The following is a 22,816-nucleotide window of genomic DNA, read 5'->3' as shown; positions in this document are numbered from 1 at the left end:
CACATCACGTCCTGTCAGCGCCTCGGTAGTTCATTACAGCCAGCACAATGGTTGTCAATCCAACAGAAATAACAGCCATTGCCATCCCAAGCGAAACCTCTCCTTGCTCAAACTGTGCATAAATATAGGTGGCCGATACCTTCATCGAAGGCGGCAAAATCATCAACGATGCGACCAGCTCCCGGATCGAGATCGTAAATGTCATCATCCAGCCCGCCATCATGCCCGGAACAAGCAAAGGCAGTACGACTCTGCGAAAGGTATACCAGGGCGTTCCGCCAAACACCCGTCCTGCATTGGTCAACGAGGCATCGATCTGCTGATAGCCGGATTTTACGTATTGGACCGTATATGGCAGGAAAAGCACAACATAGGTGAGGACGACCATCCCGTACGTATTGTAAATTTTGATCGGCATCCACGGAGCGTTCCATAACAATATCAGCCCGACTACGGTTACAATTCCTGGCACTGTGTTGGGCAACAGACTAAACACATCGGTTACACGCTCCGACACCCTGCTGGCATGCTTGATCTGCATGGCAAGGAACGTGCCGATCACAACCGCGATGGTAGCCGTAATCAAGGCCAGACCCAGACTGTTCAGGAGTGCTTCCATGCCCGGAGATCCCCACGTCAGCAGCCTTTGATAATGCTCCAGCGTGAAGTTCCCCCATCTCAGCCCGTCCCCGCGCAGCTTTTGCAGGGAGGCGACGATGATAGAAAAGTATGGGATTCCAATAGCGGTGGCTAACAAAAAAACGATGTAGCCCCAGGCCGTAAAGCGCCCCCACCCTTTCAGATGAATCAGCTTTACCTTGGAGCCTTTGCCCCCCAGTGTTTGATAGTCATAACGGCGGGAGATCAGATTTTGCCCATACCAAAAGATGAGACAGGTAGCCAACAAGACGGAAGCGAGCGCGGTCGCTTTGCTAAAATCGATCGGCCAGCTGGACGTAAATCTGTGAATTTCACTGGTCAGCACATGGTACCCGATCTTGCGGCCAAAAGTAGCTGGCGTACCGAACTCCGCAATCGTCTTCACAAAAACCAGCAAAGCCCCCATCGCATAGCTGCCAAGCAGCAGCGGCACGAAAATTCTGCGGAAGCGGTACACGAACCCGCCCCCATAGACAGCCCCGGCTTCCTCGTAGCCTGCCCCGATCCGACGCAACGCATTGCGCAGAATCAGATAGAGAAACGGGAACAGATGCAGACTCATAATCGTAACCATTCCGAATAAAGAGAAGAAATAGGGTGTCAGCTCTTCGGTAAAAGGCACCATCTGCTCCAAAAAGCCGCGCCGCTGCATAAAGAGCATCCAGCCCATCGATCCGATGTAAGGCGGTGTCATAAACGGAATGATCAGCACGACATCCAGCCATTTATGCCTGGCCAGACTTGTCTTGGCGGTCAGGAACGACATCGGCAAAGCCAAAATGGAGGCCCCTGCCACAACCCAAAAGCCAAGAATGATGGAATTCGTCAGCACCACGCTCAATTCAGCATCCATAATGACCTGCAGCGGTGCCAGCACGTTCCATTGATCATTCGGAGTGACGCTCGTATGCAAAATGAAAAGAAGGGGCGTGACGACAAGCAATATCATCAGCACAAGCGCCAGCGCCACACCCCACGACCTGTTTATTCTTGCAGAAGTTGAAGGCTTCATCATAACCTCGTTGTTTTATTTAAAAATTCCCAAAAACTCAGAAGTGATCGCAGGACCCTTTTCCGTCATCCAGTTCCAGTCATATTTCAACTCTTTGATTTCCTTCACTTGCGTACGGCTTTCATGTGCGGGAATATCGGTACGTCCAGGCAACAGGTAGCTGTCCGCTACGATTTTTTGCGCTTCATCTGAAAGCAGGTAGTCCATAAACAGCTTCGCGTTCTCCAGATTTTTCGCATCCTTCATAATCATCGCCGGGCGCGGATTGATCACCGTGCCGCTCGCCGGGTATGTAATATCGATATGCTCGCCTTTGGCCATCGCCTCATAAGCCATGTAATCCACACCAGCCATCACGACGCTTTTTGCACCGGTAATGACAGGATCAAGCGCTTCTTTATTGGCACCCGCCAACGCTACATCGTTCGCTTTCAACGATTTGAACAGCGTCCATCCGCCATCTCCATTCTCATTCAGATACCCGGAGATAAAATCCAATGCAGAGCCGGACAAGGACGGATCGGGGATGTTGACAGCACCCTTCCATTCCGGTTTGGTCAAATCTGCCCAATCAGCGGGCGGATTGCTTACCAGCTTGGTGTTGTAGGTGATTCCCAGAGCAGATGCGCTGTAGCCAAACAGGTGTTTATCCTGATCGACCCAGGTGTCATAAAGCTTGTCATCATGCTGGGCATCCGCGTAGCTTTGGGTCAAGCCCTGTTCCTTCAAAGACAGTCCCGACGGCCAAGACGCCAGAATTACCACATCTGCGACCGGATTGCTTTTTTCCGCTTCCAGACGGGCCAGGATTTTGCCTGTGGTTCCATCGAATTGCTCGATTTTGATGCCTGTTTTCGCTTCAAAGCCTTCTTTGATCTGGGCAGCCATCTTGCCCGGACCCGCCACATAGACAGTCAGCTTATCTGACTTCGGTGTCGGCTCCGATTCTGTACTTGCAGTCTGTGTCGGAGCCGTCGTACTTGCAGTTTGGTTGCTGCTCGGTGTACCCGCTGCGGAATTGCTCCCACAAGCTGTTACGAGCAATGCCAGACTCATTGTCATTGTCAGAAATGCTGCTTTCCCTGCACGGCCGACCATTTTTGACGCTTTCATACGTATATTTCCTCCTTTATTGGATGAATCGAATGAGTGTCATGCGGTGATGCGTATACGAGGACACGGTCCCCTGCCTGTAAGCGTTGATCGTGATAGCCTGCCCATACGGTCCCATCCTCCAGCTCCAGCGTGATCTCATACCGATCTCCCAGGTAGCTAACCCGTTTCACGACAGCGGACCAGGTCAAATCTCCAGGACGCCCCGTCCAACGCAGCTTTTCCGGTCGGATCATCCGCTTGTCCGGGTCAATCCAGTTTGATTTCCCCACGAACTTCGCTACGAATGGCTCTGTCGGGCGGTGGTAGATCTCCTCCGGCGCTCCTTTTTGCAGCACCTTGCCCCCCTGCATGACCAAGATCTGGTCAGACATCGACATCGCCTCCAGCTGATCATGGGTCACGTAGATCGCGGTAAGTCCTCTCGACTGCACCAGGTGCAAGAGCTCATCCCGCATCTCATCCCGTAAAAGCGCGTCCAGCGCACTCAACGGTTCATCGAACAATATCAGCTTTGGCTCGACCGCGATCGCTCTGGCAAAAGCGACCCGCTGCTGCTGACCACCTGAAAGCTGGCTAGGGTAGCGTTGTTCCAAGCCACTCAGACGAACGGCTCCAATCGCGTCCATGACTCGCTCTTTCATCCCGTTGGTTTGCTTCGCCGCTTTTAAACCAAAGGCGACATTCTCGTACACCGTCAGATGCGGCCAAAGAGCGAAGTCCTGAAAAACCATCCCGAGCTTTCGTTTATGGACAGGCTTGAACACCCCTTTCTCTGAGGAAAACACGCACTCGTCGTCGAGCCAGATTTCACCGCTATCGGGCGTTTCCAAGCCGGCAATCATCCGCAGCAGCGTGGTCTTGCCGCAGCCCGACGGACCGAGCAATGTCGTAAACTCCCCGGATCGAATATGCAGATCAAGTGGCTGGAGCGCTTGTACAGCTCCAAAGGACTTGGTTAGTTGCTTTACGATTAGATCCATTGCCGTTTTCCTTCCTGTTCTACGAATCTACTTTGAGTGTACGGCAGTTGTTTTTTGCTAGTGTTAACCTTTCGTATCGTCATCGTTAAATTTTCTATTATGATCTATTGGTTCGTATCGATTTTCTCTATAATAGGGGTGCAAAACGTCCGGAAATGCCAGAAGGGTTCATACGAGGGGGAGCGCAAAATGAATATTACGAAGCTGGAAATCGTCATGCTCTTGTCCAAATATAAAAAGGTATCTTCTGTCGCTGAAGTGATGAGGATCAAACAACCTACGGTGACGTTTCATATGAAGAGTTTGGAGGAGTACTACGGGGTTCGCTTGTTTGAGCAGCGCGGAGGCGTGATATTACTGACCGAGGCTGGCAACGCCCTGTTGCATTATGCGTCCAAAATTACAGCTCTGTCGAAAGAAACGGAGCGGATGCTATTGGAATTCCGCGATGTGGAGCGAGGAACGATCACCATCGGAGCCAGCTATGTTCCAGGAACGTATCTGCTGCCCCAAGTGATCAGCCAATTCAGTCGGGAGTATCCCGGCATGTCCGTCAAGCTGATGATCAAACCCGCTCCTGTCATTCAACAATTGCTCCTGGAGCACCAAATTGATCTCGGCTTTATTTCGTCTCAGCCGTTCGATGAACCCAAGCTCCACATCCACCTGATGGGCGAAGATGAGTTGGTGATCGTGTTCTCGGCTGCTCATCGATTTGCCGCTATGAGCAGCATCGATGCTCTCGATCTTGCGCAAGAACCGTTCATTTTTCACGGCACGCATTCCACGACAAGCCAAATGACTACACAATGGGCTGCTGCCCACAAGATCAAGCTGCGAACCTGTATGGAGCTGGATTCGCTGGAGTCGATCAAACGGGCGTTAATGCTCGGCAACAGCATATCGTTCCTGTCCAGACAAGCCGTAACAGAAGAAGTGAACAATCACATACTTGCTTGTGCACCTCTTCCTCCACCGGAACCAGAACGCTTTATTTATGCCTGCTATCACAAGGAAAGATGGCTGTCCAAAGGGTTGCAGCAGTTTTTGCAGATGGCGCGGGAGAGTATGGGTAGACGGGATTGATTGAAATATGACAAAAACGGAAAAAACGCCCGAATATGATATTCGAACGTTACTTACTTACCATGATGTGCAAATATATGGTTACTTGTATTTCGCTGTCAATGCCTGTTGTCTCTAAACTATTGATTCCTTTTCGAATCATTCTCGGCTAATATTTTTTTAGCTTCTTTCAGATCTATTCTTGCGTGTTGTCCATGCTTTTCTAATAAGTACAAGAGATTCGATCCATTCAAAAGTGTTATTGGCTTTCCCTTAGCAAATTCATAGGCATCTGGACCGTAATCAGCTGTGGATACAAGTATTCCTTTTGTAGCTCCCTCATTTACGATAGCTCCATACAAGTCCCTGACTGCAGATACACTAACCGTATTTGTATATCGTTTTGCTTGAATTATAATTTTCCCACCCCGGATGGGATCTGGATCAAAGGCTATAACATCTACCCCACCATCTCTACTTGCTTGTGTTACTTTCACTTCACCCCCATTTGAAATAAATTCCTTTTCGAAAACTTCTCTAATGAGGTGTTCAAAATCCTCCCAATCCATGGCCGCAAGGTTCGTAGTACTATCGATTTGATTTGAAACTTCATAACTGTCTACAAATCGTTTATCACTTCTCGTAATCTGCAGGATTGGTTGAATAGGGGTTAAAGAACTTAATTTACTGCTTGCAACTCCCTTAAAGTTTTTGAAACATACTTTCGGTTCAACATTGGCCAAATCAATTTGCAAAAAATCCACTTTCCTCACTTGAATGGAGAGAATACAATTATTCTCTTCCCTTCCTGTTGCCTTATTGATAGCTCTTACCCAACCATTATATGAAACTGATTCAATAGCGTTAGCAGCATCAGCCTCAAAAATTTCATGAATTGACCTAAGTGTAATTTTATATAACGTTTCATCGAACAACTTTAGTGTCTGTGATTCAGGGTAATGAATTTCTTTCAATTCTTTTTTTGATGCCACATATTTAACTTCTTTTATCGTTGGAATGCATTCTATTGATGGCAACTGATATTCAATAATTAGGATTTTACTATCGGGGTTATATTCTATTTCATAACTTTTAGGAAAATTATCAGGGTATTGCGAGTTTTCTAAAACCATATCACAATATTCTACAATTGCTACAGGATTATGACTAAAATAAGACTCTTTTAATTGCTCAATTTTCGCATTAAATTCTTCCTGCTTAGATAAAAAATCTTCCTTTCTCTTAGTCCAATCATCAACCTCGAGTTGCCATTTTTGTACCTTCTCGTCATATTCTTTATCCAGACTTCGGTTATATTCGTCAATACATGCCTTTTCCTCTTCCCATTTAAGGAGTTCTAATGCATAATTGTTTTCAAATTCTTTGATTTTCTTCTCTCTCTTTGATTTTAGTATCTTTTCCAGGAAGGTAAATACTGGAACACCCTTATCGGGTTTTTCGGGGTATTCTTTCTTTGTCTCAGGGTTTGGTTTCTCCGGAAAAATTTCAGAAAAATCATCTTTCCTTTTTAAATCCTCCCAATTCACAGAATCATCCACGGATAAAGTGTGAATTAATAGGTCTTCGATTCTTTTTATGTCCGATTCTGCTGCCTTTGTCCTTACACTCGCTTCAACTATATTAGCTTCCTTTTCTTCGTTCATTTTTTGTTTGTTTTCTACATCCCGCCACTTTTCCAACCATTTTTGGGCTTGTAAATTCACTTTATTTTCAAGGATATCAATCTCTGGAGCAGATACTATTTTATGTTCCTTTAACCCTTCATGGTACATTTCGAGGGTATATTTTAGAATTCGAGTTCCTGCTGAATTCCAGTGCTCTTCAACTTCACTAATTTTGAGATGCTTGATTTTCAATTTGGACACCCTCACTTTCATTCAAAATTATGTATTATTATATAGTTTTTGGTAACGCTTTCACAGTCTTTTGCGGGTGTTTTGTCCTATTTTAGACTAAAGAATTCTTATTTGTAGTCTTTAATCCCTAGAGGGGTACCGATGGGGAAGTTTGAGGATTCAACAATGGTTTATTTCTATGAGAGAGCGATAGCAATTATCTGCTTACTATCGACTTTAAACGGGTTTGTCTCAAAAGGGCCGAGTTGCCACCATTTGAATAATTAGACCATGAGTTAGCCTGGAGTGTAAGGGTTGCAGAAAAAACAAAAACGGTCTTCGCCCCCTGTAATTCGGGACGAAGACCGCTAATTTGTTCTACCTGCTAGACGAGGGCCAATTCTGGACTGGATAGACCAAGCGCCCGCCCAGTTGACGTATGAATTTCCTCTATAAGCTCTGGGTTTTTCAATAAAGACACGCCATAAGAAGGAATCATTTCTTTGATTTTCGGTTCCCATTCTTGGATTTGCTCTGGGAAACATTTTTTGATTAACTCAAGCATGACGGAAACGGCGGTAGACGCACCAGGAGATGCACCAAGCAATGCGGCGATCGAGCCATCAGCGGCACTAATGACTTCCGTACCAAACTGAAGCGTTCCTTTGCCGCCTGCCTCCGTATCTTTGATCACTTGCACACGTTGGCCGGCTACCACGATATCCCAATCCTCGCTTTTGGCGTTCGGGATAAACTCGCGCAGCTCTTCCATCCGTTGCTCTTTCGAAAGCATAACTTGCTGGATCAGGTATTTTGTCAATGGAACGTTTTTTGCCCCTGCGGCCAACATCGTAAAGACATTATCCGGCTTTACGGAACCGAGCAAATCAAACATAGAACCGGTTTTTAAGAACTTCGGAGAGAAGCCCGCAAACGGTCCAAAGAGCAATGTTTTTTTATTGTCGATAAATCTGGTGTCAAGATGCGGAACAGACATCGGCGGAGCGCCAACCTTGGCTTTGCCGTATACTTTTGCATGATGCTGCTCGATCACTTCCGGATTCGTACATACCATGAACAGTCCGCTTACCGGGAATCCTCCGATATGCTTTCCTTCTGGAATACCGGACTTTTGCAGCAAAGGCAAGCTTCCTCCACCGCCGCCGATAAAGACGAATTTCGCCGTATGGCGTTCGATGTTGCCCGTATCCATGTTCCACACTTTCAATTCCCACAAGCCGTCGCTGGTGCGTTTGATATCTTCCACGCTGTGCTTGTATTTTACATCGACGTTCTTGTCCTTCAGGTGGTCAAACAGCATGCGTGTCAAAGCACCAAAGTTGACATCTGTTCCGGATTCGATTCTTGTTGCCGCGATCGCTTCGTTCGAATTGCGGCCATTCATGATGAGCGGAATCCATTCCATCAGTTTTTTCGGGTCATCGGAGAATTCCATCCCTTGAAACAGAGGATTGTTGGACAGCGCTTCATAACGATTTTTCAAAAACGTTACATTCTTTTCGCCTTGCACGAGACTCAAATGAGGCAATGGCCTGATAAAGTCCTGCGGATTGCGAATGAGATTGCTGTTTACAAGATAAGACCAGAACTGCTTTGAAACCTGAAACTCTTCATTGATTTTAATAGCTTTGCTAATATCTACGGTTCCGTCCGGTTTTTCGACGGTGTAGTTTAGCTCGCACAGTGCTGAATGTCCCGTACCCGCATTATTCCATTCGTTGGAACTTTCTTCCCCTGCGGTTGCGAGTTTCTCAAAGACTGTAATGTTCCAGTCCGGTACTAACTCCTTCAGCAGCGTACCCAAAGTCGCACTCATGATTCCGGCACCAATCAAAATAACGTCTGTTTCGGTTTGTCTGTCACTCATTTTACCGTCCTACCTCGCTCATATTTGAAGAAAAGATGTAGGCGCTCCTGCTTGGTGCGACCTGTAGTACACACCTTTTCTTGATAAATTGTAACTTGACTATAGTGTATCACTATTACAACTATAGTGTATCACTATTATTTGCTAATTAAAACGATTACTGATAGTAATTTGCGATTAAGAGACGGTAAATGAGAGGAATGATAGGGGGATTGAATTAAGGGGTGAAAAAACGGCACACCAAGCCGTTCCATAGGAACAACTTGGTGCTGAAGATAGAACAAAATACCATTTATTGTAACCAATTTCGACCGCTAAAGGTTAACATTACCGATTGATGATGGTCGGATCTCCCCCAATTATTCGAGTCTGTGCTTTCTTATATAGATAGGAATACAATTTAATATATTGTCCAACCAATATCGCATTAATAATGGTGCCTTCACGAATAAACATGATCTCACTCAAGAAAATCAGACCGATGGACGCTGCTATCACAAGCAAGGAACAATCGAAAACCGTTTTAATATTCCCCCATTTTCTTTTTGTTCTTTTAAACACCGTATTCACAAACAAATCAACCGGGATCAGAACGAGGTTGGCTCGAATCATGAGAAATAAACCGTAGGCTAGAGCGGCATCCGCGACAACGAGAAGCATGACTTTTGTATAATACAATTCCAGTTTAATGAAACTGGTAAGCAGTAGATTCAGGTCCAAAAACACGCTTAACACTAAGGCCGGGATTAATCCGGCGAACTACTTCCATTTAAAATCTTTTGGCAGGACCAGGTATGCTAAAAATAACATGATGAGTTCCAACAAGAAGGAGTAGGTTCCTTGCGTTAATTCGGGATAGATCACAGTCATCGTCCGAGTAAGACTGCTCTGGGGCGATATTCCAATTCCAGCCCTGATTGCCAAGCTAATACCAAGAGTAAGTATATAAATGCCGATAATATAAATGATCCACCTCTTGGTTAAACTGCTATTGCTTTGCAGTTCCATTGCCTCGCCGCTATGTTGCATATACCGTCCCTCTTTCTCAATAAAATGTATGGGCCAACCGAGAAAACCACCGATCTGTAGATCATGCTGAGACTTGTATGCAATAGACTTCAGGAAGTGTGCTCCAGCAAAGACTTGGAGCACCTTTCCTATATTCGGGGGGATTACTCCATGAAACGGAAACGGTGCAGAGAAATAAACAGGCTTAAAAGCTTGTTTACTACCGGTTCACCTTCGTTGTGGTTGCCCAATTCCTCCAAAGCAGCATCAATTGCCCTGGCACTAGAGGTTAATTCTTTCACTGTCATATTGGTCATCATGCCGTAGATTTCAATAGGCATAACATTCTTATTCGTTTTGCCATCCGTGACAATGCAGGCGCCTGAGTATTGATCAACCTCTTTTGCGCAGTAGCACATTTCCTCGCTTTCCTGTCCAACTACTACAAAGTATGGGATTGGAGCAGGCCAGGAGGTTGCTACGGCACCGTTCTCCACATATACGCCCTTGAATAAGCCATTCACCACATGTCTTTTGCCTTCCGCATAACGGCGAATCACAGACAGGCGACTTACTTTTTCTCCTTCATATTCCGGAACGATCTTTCCATCTTGCATCGGCACCCAGACTTCCTGGTAAAACTTCGCATGCCCGCGACCATATACATCGCGGTTACGAATACTATCTGTAATTGAGGCTTCATTTCCAAAAGCTGTTCCGCCAACTCAATGCCGTTCAGCTTTGGGATTTGAATATCCAAAAAAACAATATCAATCTCATTTTTTTCAATGGCTCGCTTGCCGACCATGGGATCCGTAAATTTGCCAATAATTTCGACATCTGCGATATGAACTAACTGATGCTCCAAATAGTTTAACGCCAACTGTTCATCGTCAATTAAGATCGCTTTCATGCTGTTCCCCTTATAAGCCAAGCCTTATCGATTTGGTAAATTTTACTTCCATAATACTACAATACGATATAACTGTAAAAGAATCCAAATCTTCCTGCTTTTCCTTCTGGGGTTTCGTGCTTTTACTTCAGCGCTTCGTCAAACACGGATTATACGATAAGGAGGATGTTATTCCTGTTGCGGTGGATAAATCCCGCATTTGATAGGCAACCCCCTGTAAGTACGAAAAATGGTATGATAAACAAATACATGTAGGCAAGCAGGTGATATACAACATGAAGAAGCTGTCTATGCTGGCAGGTTTATGGTCGATGTTAATCATCGGGGTTCTATCCGGGTGTTCTGGAAACCAACCGACCTCTCCAACCAATCCATCCCCTCCCGTTTCGGCTGTTCCTGCGCCTGAAGCGAGTTCCGAGCCATCTCCGAGTCCATCCGCACCTATCGTGGAGAAGGATGCGATTCGTGAAAAAATAGACAAGATGACGCTGGAGGAGAAAATCGGGCAGATGATCATTGCCGGTGTACAAGGTACTTCTGCCTCAGCCGAGGACGAAAGATTGATTAAGGAACAGCATGTCGGAGGGATTATCTTTTATAAAAACAACCTGGCCGATCCGGCATCGGTCGTTCGTTTTACAAACCAGCTCAAGCAATGGAACGAGATCCATTCTGTCCCACTGCTGCTTTCTGTAGATCAGGAAGGCGGGCAATGGAACAGCCAGGAAGCGGCCGGAGAGATCGGCGCTATCCTTGGAGAAGAGGTAAAGGGAATGGGCTTGAACATGAACTTTGCTCCGGTGCTCGATATTCACAGCAACCCGAAGAACCCGGTTATCGGAGACCGCTCATTTGGATCGACTGCCGACATCGTATCCTCCTTGGGCATAGCAGTTATGAAGCAAATGAAGCAGACCGGTGTCATCCCGGTCGTGAAGCATTTTCCGGGACACGGAGATACCGAGACGGATTCCCATCTGGATCTGCCGGTTATTCATAAGAGCGAGAAGGATTTAACCCAACTGGAGTGGCAGCCTTTCGTCCGTGCCATTGAGGAAGGCGCCGACGCTGTTATGGTGGCCCATATTTTGTTTCCGCAAATCGATGAGCAGTATCCCTCTTCCTTATCGCCGGCGGTAGTGACGGGCCAATTACGAGATAAGCTGGGTTTCGAGGGCGTCATCTTGACGGACGACCTGACCATGGGAGCGATTGCGAACCAGTATGGAATCGGGGAGGCATCTGTTCTGTCAGTGCAAGCGGGGACCGATATTGTTCTCATTGCCCATGAATACTCTAATGTGGATGAAGTGATTGCCGCCCTGAAGCAAAGCGTAGCGGATGGCACGCTTTCCGAAGAGAGGATTGACGAAAGCGTCCGGAGAATTCTGCAGCTGAAAACCAAGTTCAATCTGGAGGACAAGCCGGTCGATCCCCCTGATTTGACGTTACTTAATGAACGGATCAGCAAGGCGATAGACACCTATCGAAAAAAATAGAAAGCTAAACGTCTCAAAAAATAATCAACGATTAAAATCCCGCACTTTCGCTAGTGCGGGATTTTCGTAGTGGTGCATACAAGTAAGCCCGATGCTCAAAAAATCATTCGGATTTAATGGCTGCATTTCTGGTTGGCCAACGAGCTGCATCGTGCATTTTTTCGTGGAATCCGAACAAAGAGAAAACCAGAGGAAGAGCGAGATCGTGTTTTTTGGAGGAAAAGGACAGTTTGTCTTCTCTACGTGGACAAATGGGATGGATCGAAAATCGGTAATCGCTGAAAACGACGAAAAACGCCCGAAAATGAGGACTCGGACGTTACTTTACATAATGTGTATTATCGGGCCTCCTATTGGTTGGTAGTTTGGTCTCGAGCTATCATCGGACGTTTTTGGATGTTTGTATAATTGCAAAGATATAGGCAGCTATTAAAACAATAAGACTAAGCCACCAGAGCTGGTCTGTAATTGTATAAATGAGAAATGCTAAAACGGCCCCATTCATGTCTCTTAATATGCTTACTTTTTTTAAAAAGCTATATATATATGTTAAAAGCATAAGACTCAAAACCAAATATGGAAACAAGCTATTCAATATGAATTCCCCCTTTATTATGCCATTTTCTTTTGGATTAAAAAAACACATGCTATCTAATTTAGCAACATGTGTTTTTTGTTTTTTAATTATACTTCTCAATACGTTCTTGCACGCATGTAAACTCCTCCGCTGTAAATTCGGACGTAATACCATAACCTTTATTTTTATTGGCTATATAGGTCGCTCCAAGCCCAAACAGAACCGATGCAACTTCGAGAGACAAGCCTAAACCCTTGGTTGCTGGGAATAGAGAAAGTATTTTTCCTGCAAACCATGAAATTGTAGCAGCAATCGCTAATTTTTCAACTAGCCATCTGGTATCGTCATCACTAAAGTACCACCATTCGCCAACATCCCAATCACCGTTTGAATATACATATGTATCATCGTCGTGTCCATAATAATAATCCTCAGTTACACCCAGGGGACTTACTCGGTTTTCTAGAGTCCTTCTTTCTTCATTTGTAAACTCTTCGTTAGCAGAATTAAAGACTTCTTCTAACAAAACATAGGTTTCTTCTGGAATTTCCTTTTCTGCCCCTTCTTTGAAATGATAACCAGTTTCATCTGAATAAATGAGATCACCATATTGTTTAAGTGCTTCTTGTATCGTTTTAAATTCCTTAGATTCAAAAATATCATTTAGTTGTTGGTAAGCTTTTTTAGCCTCTGGGTCTATTTGTAGCTCTTCATAAAAAGACTTTTCGTCAAAAGTTGGATCAACTTGAACATTAGCATGTGCATAATTTGTTGGGATTAAGGCTGAAACGGAAAATAGTGATAGAGATAGAAGCAAAAAGATACTTTTTTTCAATTTGGACACCACCATTTACATTTTGTATATTCTATCAATTTCCAATATGTTAGTCAATTACCTATTTAGTAAATTATTGGAAAATAAAGCGTGTGGGATATTCAGGCGGGATCGAACCGCTTTCACTGCCCATGGACTTCACGAGGAGCTTTGAATGTGGGCAATTCATTATTAGACATGTCGTAGTTTATCCGGATTGGATACGGCATAGATCGTTTGGATTTGATTATTGTTAAAAGCAAATGAGTAGATATACTGAATTTTTTCACCCATTTTGATTGCAATCCCCGGCAACCCGTTTACTGTAAGGAACGAAAAAGTATACTTCCCTTCATACATTCTGAGCAGATTTTGATGCAAATGGATAACTTTATCAAAGCCAAAGATCGGAATTTGCGCAGCTCTTACTTTGCCTCCGCCGTCTGAATAGAAAACCACATTTTCACTGACTAGCTCAAGGAGTTTGCTCGTATTTCCTTGTATGAGCGAGTTCACAAACTCCTTTATTTGCTCCTCTGCCATCGAGATCGAAGGGGGCTGATCAGGATCGAAATGAATGCTTTTTTGGGCTCGATGATAGATTTGACGGCAATTTGTACTGCTTTTTCCGATCATTTCCGCTACTTCATCATACGAATAATGAAAAATCTCGCGGAGCAGGAATACCGCTCTTTCTACAGCGTTCAGTTGCTGCAAAAGCAAAAGGTACGCCGTGGAAATGGATTCGTGCTGTAAATACGCATCTGATGGATCTGCTCCCAGAGCATTCTTCTCGATCAGAGGCTCTGGCAGCCATGGTCCAACGTACAGTTCTCGTTTCTTTGCCGACGATCGGAGAAGGTCTAGACACCGGTTCGTAACGATTTTGTATAAAAATGCTCTCTCATTTTGAATCGCAGAGGAATCGGGCAACTGATCATAGGCAAGAAAGGCTTCTTGTACAATGTCTTCTGCATCCATCACACTCCCGAGCATCCGATAAGCTAATGAAAAAAGAGGCGTTTTGTACAAGTTATACAATGTTTCGATGCTCATAGGGGGTCCTCTCCATTTCCTCATGCGAGAGTATATGCTGTACAGCTCTTTTGGCGCTTGCTGTCGCAGCATCGACCAGTAGTTCACCGTGTGAAGCCCACTCTCCTGCTACATATAACCCATTAATCTCCGGGACAGCGGGCCCTGGGTTCTCTTGACGTTTTACATGCATAAAATCATGGCAAACCGTGATCTTGGGAAGGTATTGTTTGGCAACTAATTCGTCCCGCCAACCTGGTTGCACCAAATCCAAGGTTTGTTCCAGGTCCTGTAAATCCTTTTCTGAATTTGTCTCCATTCCTTGATACTTGATCAAGGATATGACTTGTGCACCATCTTCGCTTAGGTAAGCTGCACGCGATTGATTGGAGAGAAAAACAGGTTGATCGATTCCATATACAAATTGTTGTTTCGGTTTTGGAAGTCGGCGCAAAGCTACATCTAAACAAGCTGCTGTGACCTCAATTGCCTGTTCTTTCCAAGTATGGAGAGCGGTTGCTTCTGCATCGGGCACCAACTCGTGAGCGATCGCTGGCGAAGTTGTGAGGATGATATTTCTGGCACTTACCCTCGTTCCGTCTTCACAAAGGACATGTTGCACCATTCCGTTCTGATGTTCGATACGATTGACCTTGTTCTTGATTAAAAAGTGCACCCCGCATTTAGATGCTTTTTTCCTCAGTTCATCGACCAGTACGCCCCAGCCACGATCTAGATACAAGACGCCGTGCATGGAGTTTTGAAGTTGTTTTAAAACTTGCCCGGCAGCTTGCAAATCAGGCGCCATCGCATAACTTGCTGTTCGCAGCAGAGCGTAAAATACATTTCGAACCATGGGATCTTGCAAATTTGTTTCAATCCATTCGCGGAGACTGATTTGATCATATTGATGTGTATCTAGCTTTGCTAATTTCGCAAGCCAAGCAGCTACCTCCATTTTCCCTTTCCAGGTTAAGAGAGGGGTGGTGAATAAGGATGTAACTCCCATAGGCAGAACGCTTAATTTTCCCTTCCATATCCCATAGGCATCGATGGAAGGTTGATCTCCTGGCAGGTTCAATTCTAATTCACGGAACGTAGCCAGAGCATCTCCACGATACAAGGCATGCCCTCCCAGGTTGAAGTACGCTCCATTTTTCTTATTCGTAATCGCTCGACCGCCTAAGCGATCCTGTTTTTCAATGATGATCGCTTGCTTGCCCGCCCTCGCTGCATAGATCGCAGCTGTTAATCCCGCGACTCCCCCGCCGACAATGGCCACATCGTATGTTTCCATTTGAATCATCCCTTTCGTTTTTTGTACCGGTATGACGGGGAGGGGCAGCAGAATGTGACAAGAAAAATTATTTCTAATCAGGCAAGTTTCCAGAGCGTGTCCCTACTTCATAAGAAGGAAGCACGTTATCGTACATGAGATGCAAAATCATCCCAGTGGCTGCATGATCCAGGTTATGGCAGTGGTCCATCCACATCCCGGGATTATCCGCGAGAAATGCGACCTCATACGACTCACCCGGCATGACGTTTAACGTATCGGTAAGCCAAGGGGTTTTCACTGTCTCGCCGTTTTTCTTCAAAACCGTCATATGATGCCCGTGCAGGTGCATGGGATGCTCGCCCAAACTTTTATTCACGAACGTCGTTTTGACCCTATCGCCCTCCTGAACTACGAAGGTGTATTCAGTATTTTCCACTGAAAAACCGAAACCATTTCCTGTTAGCTTGCTTATGGAGCTGTCACGTACAATCTCGTATCTAATGTTGTTTACCGTCACTTATGATAAGGCTCAGCGTACCAATATAAAGGTAATGGGTTTAGTTCAACATGTCTCAATTTCTGGGGTTGGATTCAGACACATGTATACTTTTAAAGAAAAAGTAAGGGCTATGTCAACGCCGACTTTATTTTGACCCACCCTCGCCGGTTTAGAACTGACCCACCCGGCGATTTTGTTGGTTAGGTGGTAGAGGGAGAGCCGTAGGCTCCAGTCCTCATTTTTTCACGAAGTCGGTAACTATTCCCTCTAATGTTAACGATGTGGGAATGGTGTAAGAGTCGATCCAGAATAGCTGTAGCAAGTATCGGATCGCCCATCAATTCCCCCCATTCACCGAAGCTCTTGTTGCTGGTCAACAGAATACTCCCTCTCTCGTATCTTGCACTTACTACCTGGAAAAAGAGGTTAGCTGCCAAACTGTCAAACGGCAAGTAGCCAATCTCGTCAATCACGAGGAGCTTTGGGCGAATATAGATACGGATGCGTTTATCCAGTCTGTTCTCCATGTAAGCTTTTCGCAGATCCTCGATGAGATGCGACAGACTGACAAAGTAAACGGATATCCCTTGCGAGATGGCTTCTACAGCCAATGCCACCGCCAAATGACTTTTTCCTACTCCGGGAGGTCCTAAGAACAAGACATTCTCGTGTCGGGTTACAAAAGTCATCGTGGCCAGCTCTCGAATCAATCGTTCGTCAATACTAGGTTGGAAAGCAAAATCGAACTCCTCTAGTGTTTTGCGGTAAGGCAAATGGGCAAGTTTGGTGCGTACCTCCATATTCCGCTTTTGACGTTCCGCTATCTCGGCATCAAGGAGCGTGTTGAGAAAGGACAGATAAGTGGGCTGTCCATGACTTGCCGCTTCCAAGTGAGCATCCAAAAGGAGAGCCGCTTGTTGAAGCCCAAGTTCCTCGAGGCGTAGTCGCGCCTGTTCCAGTTCAATCATGCTCCCACCTCCGTCAGCTGCTCATAGACGTCCAGCGAACGTACTTCCACTTGTTGCGGTGAAATCTGTCGGGCTTGTGGACGTGGATAGGCATATCCTTGAGCGGTCGAAAGACCTGCGTACTGGTTTTCGCAAAAAACAGTGGTGCGGGATCGATAGACCTTTTGATGTCGAGCAATACATGTGCCGTCGGCCCAGATTTCCACCCACCCATTCACTTCGCGAACGGTACTCTCACGTCCACTGTACCTCCATGGAACGCCATATCGTACACCATCGTAGCTAACAAATCCGTCTCGGCTGACCTTTCTTGGTTCATGTAAGTATTTTTCCCACCGTTCAGTTGAAGGGATGGGCGACAGATTTTCCTCACGGAGTCGGTCAAAGGGGCGGTCGCCAGTTGTTCCATGAATACGGCGGTTAATCCGCTCGCACCAGTGTAGGGCTTGTTGATTGAGATCCTGTAAATCAACGAAGCGTTTGCCAGGAAGAAAATTGTTTTTTACGTATTGAACGCCTCGTTCCACTTTTCCCTTTGTTTCGGGGCGGCGAACTTTGCATACTTTTGGAACCAGTCCAATCGCTGCGGCAAAGTCGGCAAAAAGCGGATGCCAGCGAGGTTTTCGATCATCTCCCATGCCCAGTACGACGGTTTTCATCTGGTCGGTCAGCATGACTTTTGGGATACCTCCAAAATATTCAAAGGCATGAATCAAGCAACGAAGAAAGCTGTGAATGTCACAACGCTTCGTGAACTCGATATAGGTGGAACGAGAGTACCCCAGTACCATGACAAATACCGGCACTTTTCGGACGGTACCGTCCAAATCTACGTAATCACACAGTCCCCAGTCGACCTGTGCGTATTCACCGGGTTTTGTCTCGTAACGAAGAACAGCGGGAAGCTGTTTGGGAGGACGGAAATCCTTCACATAGTCTTTCAAGATGGTACGTCCCCCGGTATAGCCCTTTTCTCGTAGAAGATCGAATAAAACCTCGCAGTTGTAGATACCTTCTTGAAGCCGTTCCTGCAGGAACGGTTTGAATGGATCAAGCTTGGAACCACCAGATTTACGGGTTCCCTTTTCGGGAATGAATTCACCCCGGAGATATCGGCGAACTGTATTTCGAGAATGCCCCGTTAGACGGGCAATTTCACGAATACTCTTGCCTTCTGCCCTCATGGTATGTAACGATATCACTATCCCACTCCTTAGCATGTGTCTCCCTCCGAAAATTAACTTGGCCGTTAATACCGAAGGGGATATATTCGCTAAGGGTGGGTCATTTTCTTTCCGGCGAACCTGGGTCAATTATATCCCGGCGGTGACAGGCTATTCCAATCATTTTCCAATTTTTCCAATCCCTTTTAGAATGATATAGCACTAAAAACAAGCACCCCGTCCCACTTATGGTAGTGATACGGGATGCTTTTTCATTCATTTTGGGGATTCAGTCATTTAGAGTTACCCTTTTGAGATTTTTAACTGATTTTTCTTTACGAACTGGTCAAAATCGTCATTTATGTTTTGAGATATACGATTTTGATTATATTTTTCATATTCTTGTAATGCTAATTTGTCAGCAACCTCTTTTGATACTTTTCCTGCATTTTCAAGAATATCACGACCATTAAATTTGAGAAATGCATTGAGCTTTTCAATCCAGTCCTTCATGTACATCGGCTGATGACGCTCTGCTTGATCTTCTGCGTAATCCAAATACATTGTAACGATACGATTAAGTGCCTTCATTTCGCTTTCGGTTAGGTAGTTTTTGGCTACAGTTACGTCTTGCTTACGAACTTTATCACCTTTCCATGAAGTCAATCCCATGTTTTCTTTTTCTGCATTCGCTCTACTTATGATTAGTTCTCCCGCAGTTTGACCATGTATTGCATAATGAAGTTTGTTTTGCACCGTAGCAAAAAACTCCTTGGTCATTTCCGCTTTCGGGTCATAATCAACAGCGGTAGCATAGATAGCTGTGATTTTCTGGTAGAATCTTTTTTCAGATGCCCGAATGTCACGAATTCGCTCAAGCAATTCATCAAAGTAATCTTGTCCAAAATTTCGCATTTCTTTCAGACGTTCATCATCCATTGTAAAACCTTTTACAAGGTACTCATTTAATCGTTCCGTTGCCCATTTTCTAAATTGTGTACCTCTATGCGATCGGACACGGTAACCGATGGCAATAATCATTTCAAGGTTGTAGAACGAAATTTCACGTTCAATTTCCCTATTCCCCTCTAATTGAACTATTCGGTTTCTCCGAATAGTTGCTGACTCTTCAAGTTCTTCCTCAGCATAGATGTTTTTTATATGCTCATTAATTGTATTCACGCTCTTTTGGTATAACTCCGCTATCGCCTTTTGTGTCATCCAAACTGTCCCATTTTCCAGACGGACATCTATTTTTGTGTTTCCTTCTTCTGTTTGATAAATTAGGATATTTGTTTCATTATTCACCTAAATTCCTCCTCGTCCGAATCCTTATACTATGTTTAGTATACCACCTTCTCATCTAATAAGAGAAAAATACCAGACTTGATAATCATTTTCCCATACTCAACATTAAACGTTTTTTCCTCAAGGAAAATACTATAGTATGCGTGTCCTGTTTTTCAGTATTTTTCGATAAAATCAAGTAGTGACTGAGCAATCAAATCCTGCAATCGAAACTGAGGATATTGCTCATTACAGTGCTTTGTAAACTTTTTATACACTTCTTCATTCATTTTGATGGATTTGTTTGAAAAAGATGCATCATTGCTGTATATTTGCTTATCCAATGTGAGTGGCGGTCGGTGTTCACTATTTATTAATCGTTTCAATACATCTATATTTTCACACAAAAAACGTAACTCTTCTCGATAACTGTAACCGTCAAGTAGTTTTGAACACTTTTTGCTCATTAAGATTGAACACTTTTTTCTCCGAAAATAGAGCTCCTGTATTTGATTCTGTAGCTGTCTTCGTTTAGTTGGATCACTTCCACTCTGTGAAGCAATCGATCTAATATAGCCGTCGTAATTCCTTGATCACCTATTAATTCTCCCCACTGTTCGGGTCCTTTGTTGGATGTTAATATGATTGAACTTCGTTCATACAGGTTGTTTATGAGGTGGAAAAATAGGTTTGCCTCCCTTTGATCCATTGCCATATACATGAGATCATCAATAATGACCAAATCGGATTCGTTTATTCTTTTAAGCTGCGTTTGTGATTTTGTGAGGTACTCTTGGGTTTTCAATAGATGGATCAACTCTCCCATGGTTGAAAAGGTAACTTGAAAACCCTTTTGTATCGCTTCTAACCCAAGTCCAATTGCAATGTGGGTTTTGCCCACTCCTGGAGGACCAAGAAGGATCAGATTGTACTGTTGTTCTAGCCAATTCAGTTCCTTCAACTGTTTGATTTGGCGGGAACTGATTGACTTTTGCTCATCGATCTGAAATTCATCCAAGGTCTTTTGATAGGGAAACTTGGCCCATTTCAATCTCCTCTCCGCATTTTTTGCTTCTCTCCGTTTCAATTCATAGGTTAAGAGTTCTTCTAGAAATTCCTGATAGGTCCAAGAGAATTTTTCAGCTTTACGAAGGAATTCAGGCAGTTCATTGGCTGTCTCCGCCATCCGAAGATGGCGGAAGTAATTTTGCATGGTCTGTACGGTGCTGTTCAACGTCAAATGCCCCCTAGTATTTTTAAATATTTATCCATTTCCCTCGTTGGTGAAGTGGCTTGTAATGCGGAGAGGTTGCGGAAGTTGCTTGGTATTGCTTGATCGAAACGAGGTTCTGAGGAGGGCTTGGTATCTTTTAGTCGGGAAAGGTGCTGTGCAACATCCCGGAGGTCATTTGCACTCCATAAATGGTCTTTTACACATACATCCAAGGCTTCCTCAATATCAGGTTGGAAATGGGTGATGGCATATTGAACGATTTGCAAATGATCACGTACATACCTCGGATACCGAACGCTTATCTCATGAATAAACAGCATTGCTTTTTCTTGATCGTGAAATTGGCGGATAATGGTCTCCTTATAAGCATGAATCCCTTTAGATCGATCACGTGAGTGCTGTCTACTTTTTATAAGCTCTCCTTTTCCGTGGCAAAGCCGATGTCGTGCAAGAACTTCTCCTTGCGGAGTTGCTCTGACAATCAGTTCCTCTTCATGAATCTCGATAAATACTTGATTCTCTCCCCTTGGACGGTATGTCCCTAAAGGAAGGGAGTACCGATTGGATTTATATTTAATCACATTGTCCTTATGGACAGTTCTTGTTATACTGGATCCACGGTTGCTCTCGAAAGAGAGCAGGGGAGAGACTGGCTTCAAGTGTTGCTTTTCGAGGGCGTGCACTTCAACCGGTCTCTTTTTTGTTGTATGGTGCACATTGTAATTGCCTGTCCGTGATAGCCAGGCCAGAGACCGTTCGTTCCATGCATCGATATTGGAGAAAACCCTGTGTTTGGCAAAGTTTCTTTTCACGAATTTCACTACGTTTTCTATCTTGCCCTTACTTTGCGGATCTGCCTTGCGGCATAAATAAAGGCGAAATCCACGTTCTTGCTTATAAGACTGAAATTCACTCGTCAGGATAATGTCTCCTGCATTTTCACTTACGGTGATCAGGTGATCTTGGTCATAAACCAATTCCTCTGGCATTCCTCCGAAAAATACGAATGCGTTTTCATGGCATCTGATTGCATCCCTTGTGGTAAAGGGTCTGCTTTGCCACTCTACATACTTGAAACGGGAGTGGGAGAGAACAAAAGTGATGAAGTATAATCTCACGTCCTTTTTTTCCATATTTTTAACCGTGACTTCTCCCCAATCCACTTGAGCCTGTTGGCCCATTGGCAACTCCTCCACTGCTTCGTGATCACGAATATGTACAATTTTCGGAATATGGTATATTTCCCTTAGCTCACTAACATAGGATCGAACTGTGCTTCCTCCAATCTTAATGGAAGGATATTTCTCCTTTAACCAGTCCTCGACCTGAGAAGAAGACAGATCTGGATGTTCATGTAACCAACTGAGAATCCTATCCCGGTAGGGATTCAACTTTTTGCTTCTGTTACCAAGGGAATTGACCCAATCTGATGCCTCCTCAAAAGTCATATCTAGATATTTATAGACCGTGTTCCTCGACAGATCCAATTTCCTTGCGATGGCTGCCACCTTAAATCCTTGCTCTTTTAATTGATGAACCTGAAGATACAACAGTAATTTTTCCACCTTTCCCATCCCCCAGCCAAGCTATGTTGAACAAGTAATCATAGCTTAACTGGGTTACCAAGTGAAAGAAAAAAGTGTTCATTTCTATTTGGCGGATACTGTTGAATTTAGTTTAGCAGTTACAATAACTTTCACTCGAATCAAATTGTGGGTTCACAATATCCTCCCGAATGAACTTATAGTAGCGGTTATCCCTTTGGATGTACACATGGTCACCTACCGTCATTTCTTTCAAAAATGTGCTGTAGGCAATACCTATTTTGTCTGCAACTTCCTTTAGGGATGCATTTTGTAACATTTTATTCACTACCTCAACCCGTTTTTCAGATGGCATTGCGAAAAATATTTCTTTGTTCAATTCACACTGCTCCTTCCCAATTGTAATTTTCTTGGATTAT

At 44.5% G+C, this 22,816-nt stretch carries 19 protein-coding genes and 1 pseudogene; 2 read left to right on the top strand and 18 right to left on the bottom strand.

From position 1 onward, the window contains the following. Positions 1 to 4: 4 nt before the first annotated feature. The 3 genes from T458_RS52370 to T458_RS52360 are packed head-to-tail and all read right to left on the bottom strand — an operon-like array spanning position 5 to position 3,768. Positions 5 to 1,672 carry an ABC transporter permease gene (locus T458_RS52370; RefSeq protein ID WP_031306224.1) on the bottom strand — a complete coding sequence of 556 codons (1,668 nt, stop codon included), beginning with the start codon at positions 1,670 to 1,672 and terminating at the stop codon, positions 5 to 7. Between the two features lie 15 nt (positions 1,673 to 1,687). After that, positions 1,688 to 2,785, bottom strand: a complete 1,098-nt coding sequence (locus T458_RS52365; RefSeq protein WP_023559122.1) for an ABC transporter substrate-binding protein — start codon at positions 2,783 to 2,785, stop codon at positions 1,688 to 1,690. Continuing rightward, positions 2,782 to 3,768 carry an ABC transporter ATP-binding protein gene (locus T458_RS52360; protein WP_023559121.1) on the bottom strand — a complete coding sequence of 329 codons (987 nt, stop codon included), beginning with the start codon at positions 3,766 to 3,768 and terminating at the stop codon, positions 2,782 to 2,784. The genes T458_RS52365 and T458_RS52360 overlap by 4 nt, the downstream gene beginning before the upstream one ends. A gap of 189 nt (positions 3,769 to 3,957) precedes the next feature. On the opposite strand from T458_RS52360, the gene T458_RS52355 reads away from it, so the two are divergent. Continuing rightward, positions 3,958 to 4,854, top strand: coding sequence for a LysR family transcriptional regulator (locus tag T458_RS52355; protein ID WP_023559120.1), 897 nt, complete (start codon positions 3,958 to 3,960; stop codon positions 4,852 to 4,854). Between the two features lie 119 nt (positions 4,855 to 4,973). Here the strand turns inward: T458_RS52355 and T458_RS52350 are convergent, their stop codons facing one another. The 5 genes and pseudogenes from T458_RS52350 to T458_RS52330 all read right to left on the bottom strand — a co-directional run bounded on the left by T458_RS52350 (position 4,974) and on the right by T458_RS52330 (position 10,498). Beyond that, on the bottom strand, positions 4,974 to 6,710 hold the full coding sequence (locus T458_RS52350) for a restriction endonuclease (RefSeq protein ID WP_023559119.1): 1,737 nt from the start codon (positions 6,708 to 6,710) through the stop codon (positions 4,974 to 4,976). 364 nt (positions 6,711 to 7,074) lie between these two features. Further along, positions 7,075 to 8,577 carry a malate:quinone oxidoreductase gene (locus tag T458_RS52345; protein WP_023559118.1) on the bottom strand — a complete coding sequence of 501 codons (1,503 nt, stop codon included), beginning with the start codon at positions 8,575 to 8,577 and terminating at the stop codon, positions 7,075 to 7,077. A gap of 327 nt (positions 8,578 to 8,904) precedes the next feature. Then, positions 8,905 to 9,585: pseudogene (locus T458_RS57960) on the bottom strand (YczE/YyaS/YitT family protein). A gap of 164 nt (positions 9,586 to 9,749) precedes the next feature. Continuing rightward, positions 9,750 to 10,202 (bottom strand): adenine deaminase C-terminal domain-containing protein, encoded by a 453-nt coding sequence (locus tag T458_RS52335; protein WP_023559117.1) that lies wholly within the window; start codon positions 10,200 to 10,202, stop codon positions 9,750 to 9,752. Continuing rightward, the gene (locus T458_RS52330; RefSeq protein WP_023559116.1) at positions 10,157 to 10,498 is read right to left on the bottom strand and encodes a LytR/AlgR family response regulator transcription factor; all 342 of its coding nucleotides are present in this window, start codon (positions 10,496 to 10,498) and stop codon (positions 10,157 to 10,159) included. The genes T458_RS52335 and T458_RS52330 overlap by 46 nt, the downstream gene beginning before the upstream one ends. Before the next feature lie 275 nt (positions 10,499 to 10,773). Here T458_RS52330 and T458_RS52325 point away from each other — a divergent pair, with 275 nt between their 5' ends. Next, positions 10,774 to 11,997: a glycoside hydrolase family 3 protein gene (locus T458_RS52325; RefSeq protein ID WP_023559115.1), complete on the top strand. Its 1,224-nt coding sequence runs from the start codon at positions 10,774 to 10,776 to the stop codon at positions 11,995 to 11,997. A 680-nt stretch (positions 11,998 to 12,677) separates the two neighbouring features. Here the strand turns inward: T458_RS52325 and T458_RS52315 are convergent. The 10 genes from T458_RS52315 to T458_RS52265 all read right to left on the bottom strand — a co-directional run bounded on the left by T458_RS52315 (position 12,678) and on the right by T458_RS52265 (position 22,776). Continuing rightward, positions 12,678 to 13,409 (bottom strand): hypothetical protein, encoded by a 732-nt coding sequence (locus T458_RS52315; RefSeq protein WP_023559112.1) that lies wholly within the window; start codon positions 13,407 to 13,409, stop codon positions 12,678 to 12,680. Between the two features lie 171 nt (positions 13,410 to 13,580). Beyond that, entirely contained in the window at positions 13,581 to 14,444 is an 864-nt protein-coding gene (locus T458_RS52310; protein ID WP_023559111.1) for an RNA polymerase sigma-70 factor, read from the bottom strand. Beyond that, the gene (locus tag T458_RS52305) at positions 14,422 to 15,720 is read right to left on the bottom strand and encodes a phytoene desaturase family protein (protein WP_023559110.1); all 1,299 of its coding nucleotides are present in this window, start codon (positions 15,718 to 15,720) and stop codon (positions 14,422 to 14,424) included. The genes T458_RS52310 and T458_RS52305 overlap by 23 nt, the downstream gene beginning before the upstream one ends. 73 nt (positions 15,721 to 15,793) lie before the next feature. Next, positions 15,794 to 16,219, bottom strand: a complete 426-nt coding sequence (locus tag T458_RS52300) for a multicopper oxidase domain-containing protein (RefSeq protein WP_429848286.1) — start codon at positions 16,217 to 16,219, stop codon at positions 15,794 to 15,796. A 182-nt stretch (positions 16,220 to 16,401) separates the two neighbouring features. Then, positions 16,402 to 17,169, bottom strand: coding sequence for an IS21-like element helper ATPase IstB (istB, locus tag T458_RS52295; protein WP_023559108.1), 768 nt, complete (start codon positions 17,167 to 17,169; stop codon positions 16,402 to 16,404). Continuing rightward, on the bottom strand, positions 17,166 to 18,389 hold the full coding sequence (istA, locus tag T458_RS52290) for an IS21 family transposase (protein WP_031306220.1): 1,224 nt from the start codon (positions 18,387 to 18,389) through the stop codon (positions 17,166 to 17,168). Before istA (T458_RS52290) ends, istB (T458_RS52295) begins: the two co-directional genes overlap by 4 nt. Before the next feature lie 246 nt (positions 18,390 to 18,635). After that, positions 18,636 to 19,640 carry a virulence RhuM family protein gene (locus T458_RS52285; protein ID WP_023559106.1) on the bottom strand — a complete coding sequence of 335 codons (1,005 nt, stop codon included), beginning with the start codon at positions 19,638 to 19,640 and terminating at the stop codon, positions 18,636 to 18,638. A 445-nt stretch (positions 19,641 to 20,085) separates the two neighbouring features. Next, positions 20,086 to 20,853: an IS21-like element helper ATPase IstB gene (istB, locus tag T458_RS52275; RefSeq protein ID WP_023554153.1), complete on the bottom strand. Its 768-nt coding sequence runs from the start codon at positions 20,851 to 20,853 to the stop codon at positions 20,086 to 20,088. 2 nt (positions 20,854 to 20,855) lie between these two features. Further along, positions 20,856 to 22,406 carry an IS21 family transposase gene (istA, locus tag T458_RS52270; RefSeq protein ID WP_144083896.1) on the bottom strand — a complete coding sequence of 517 codons (1,551 nt, stop codon included), beginning with the start codon at positions 22,404 to 22,406 and terminating at the stop codon, positions 20,856 to 20,858. 124 nt (positions 22,407 to 22,530) lie between these two features. After that, positions 22,531 to 22,776 (bottom strand): hypothetical protein, encoded by a 246-nt coding sequence (locus tag T458_RS52265; RefSeq protein ID WP_023559104.1) that lies wholly within the window; start codon positions 22,774 to 22,776, stop codon positions 22,531 to 22,533. Between the last annotated feature and the right edge of the window lie 40 nt (positions 22,777 to 22,816).

Origin of the sequence: Brevibacillus panacihumi W25, from assembly GCF_000503775.1 — a bacterium.
In the GTDB taxonomy this organism is placed as follows: domain Bacteria; phylum Bacillota; class Bacilli; order Brevibacillales; family Brevibacillaceae; genus Brevibacillus; species Brevibacillus panacihumi_A.
The sequence above is the reverse complement of the archived record's forward strand: the minus strand, read 5'-3'. Positions and strand labels throughout refer to the sequence as shown.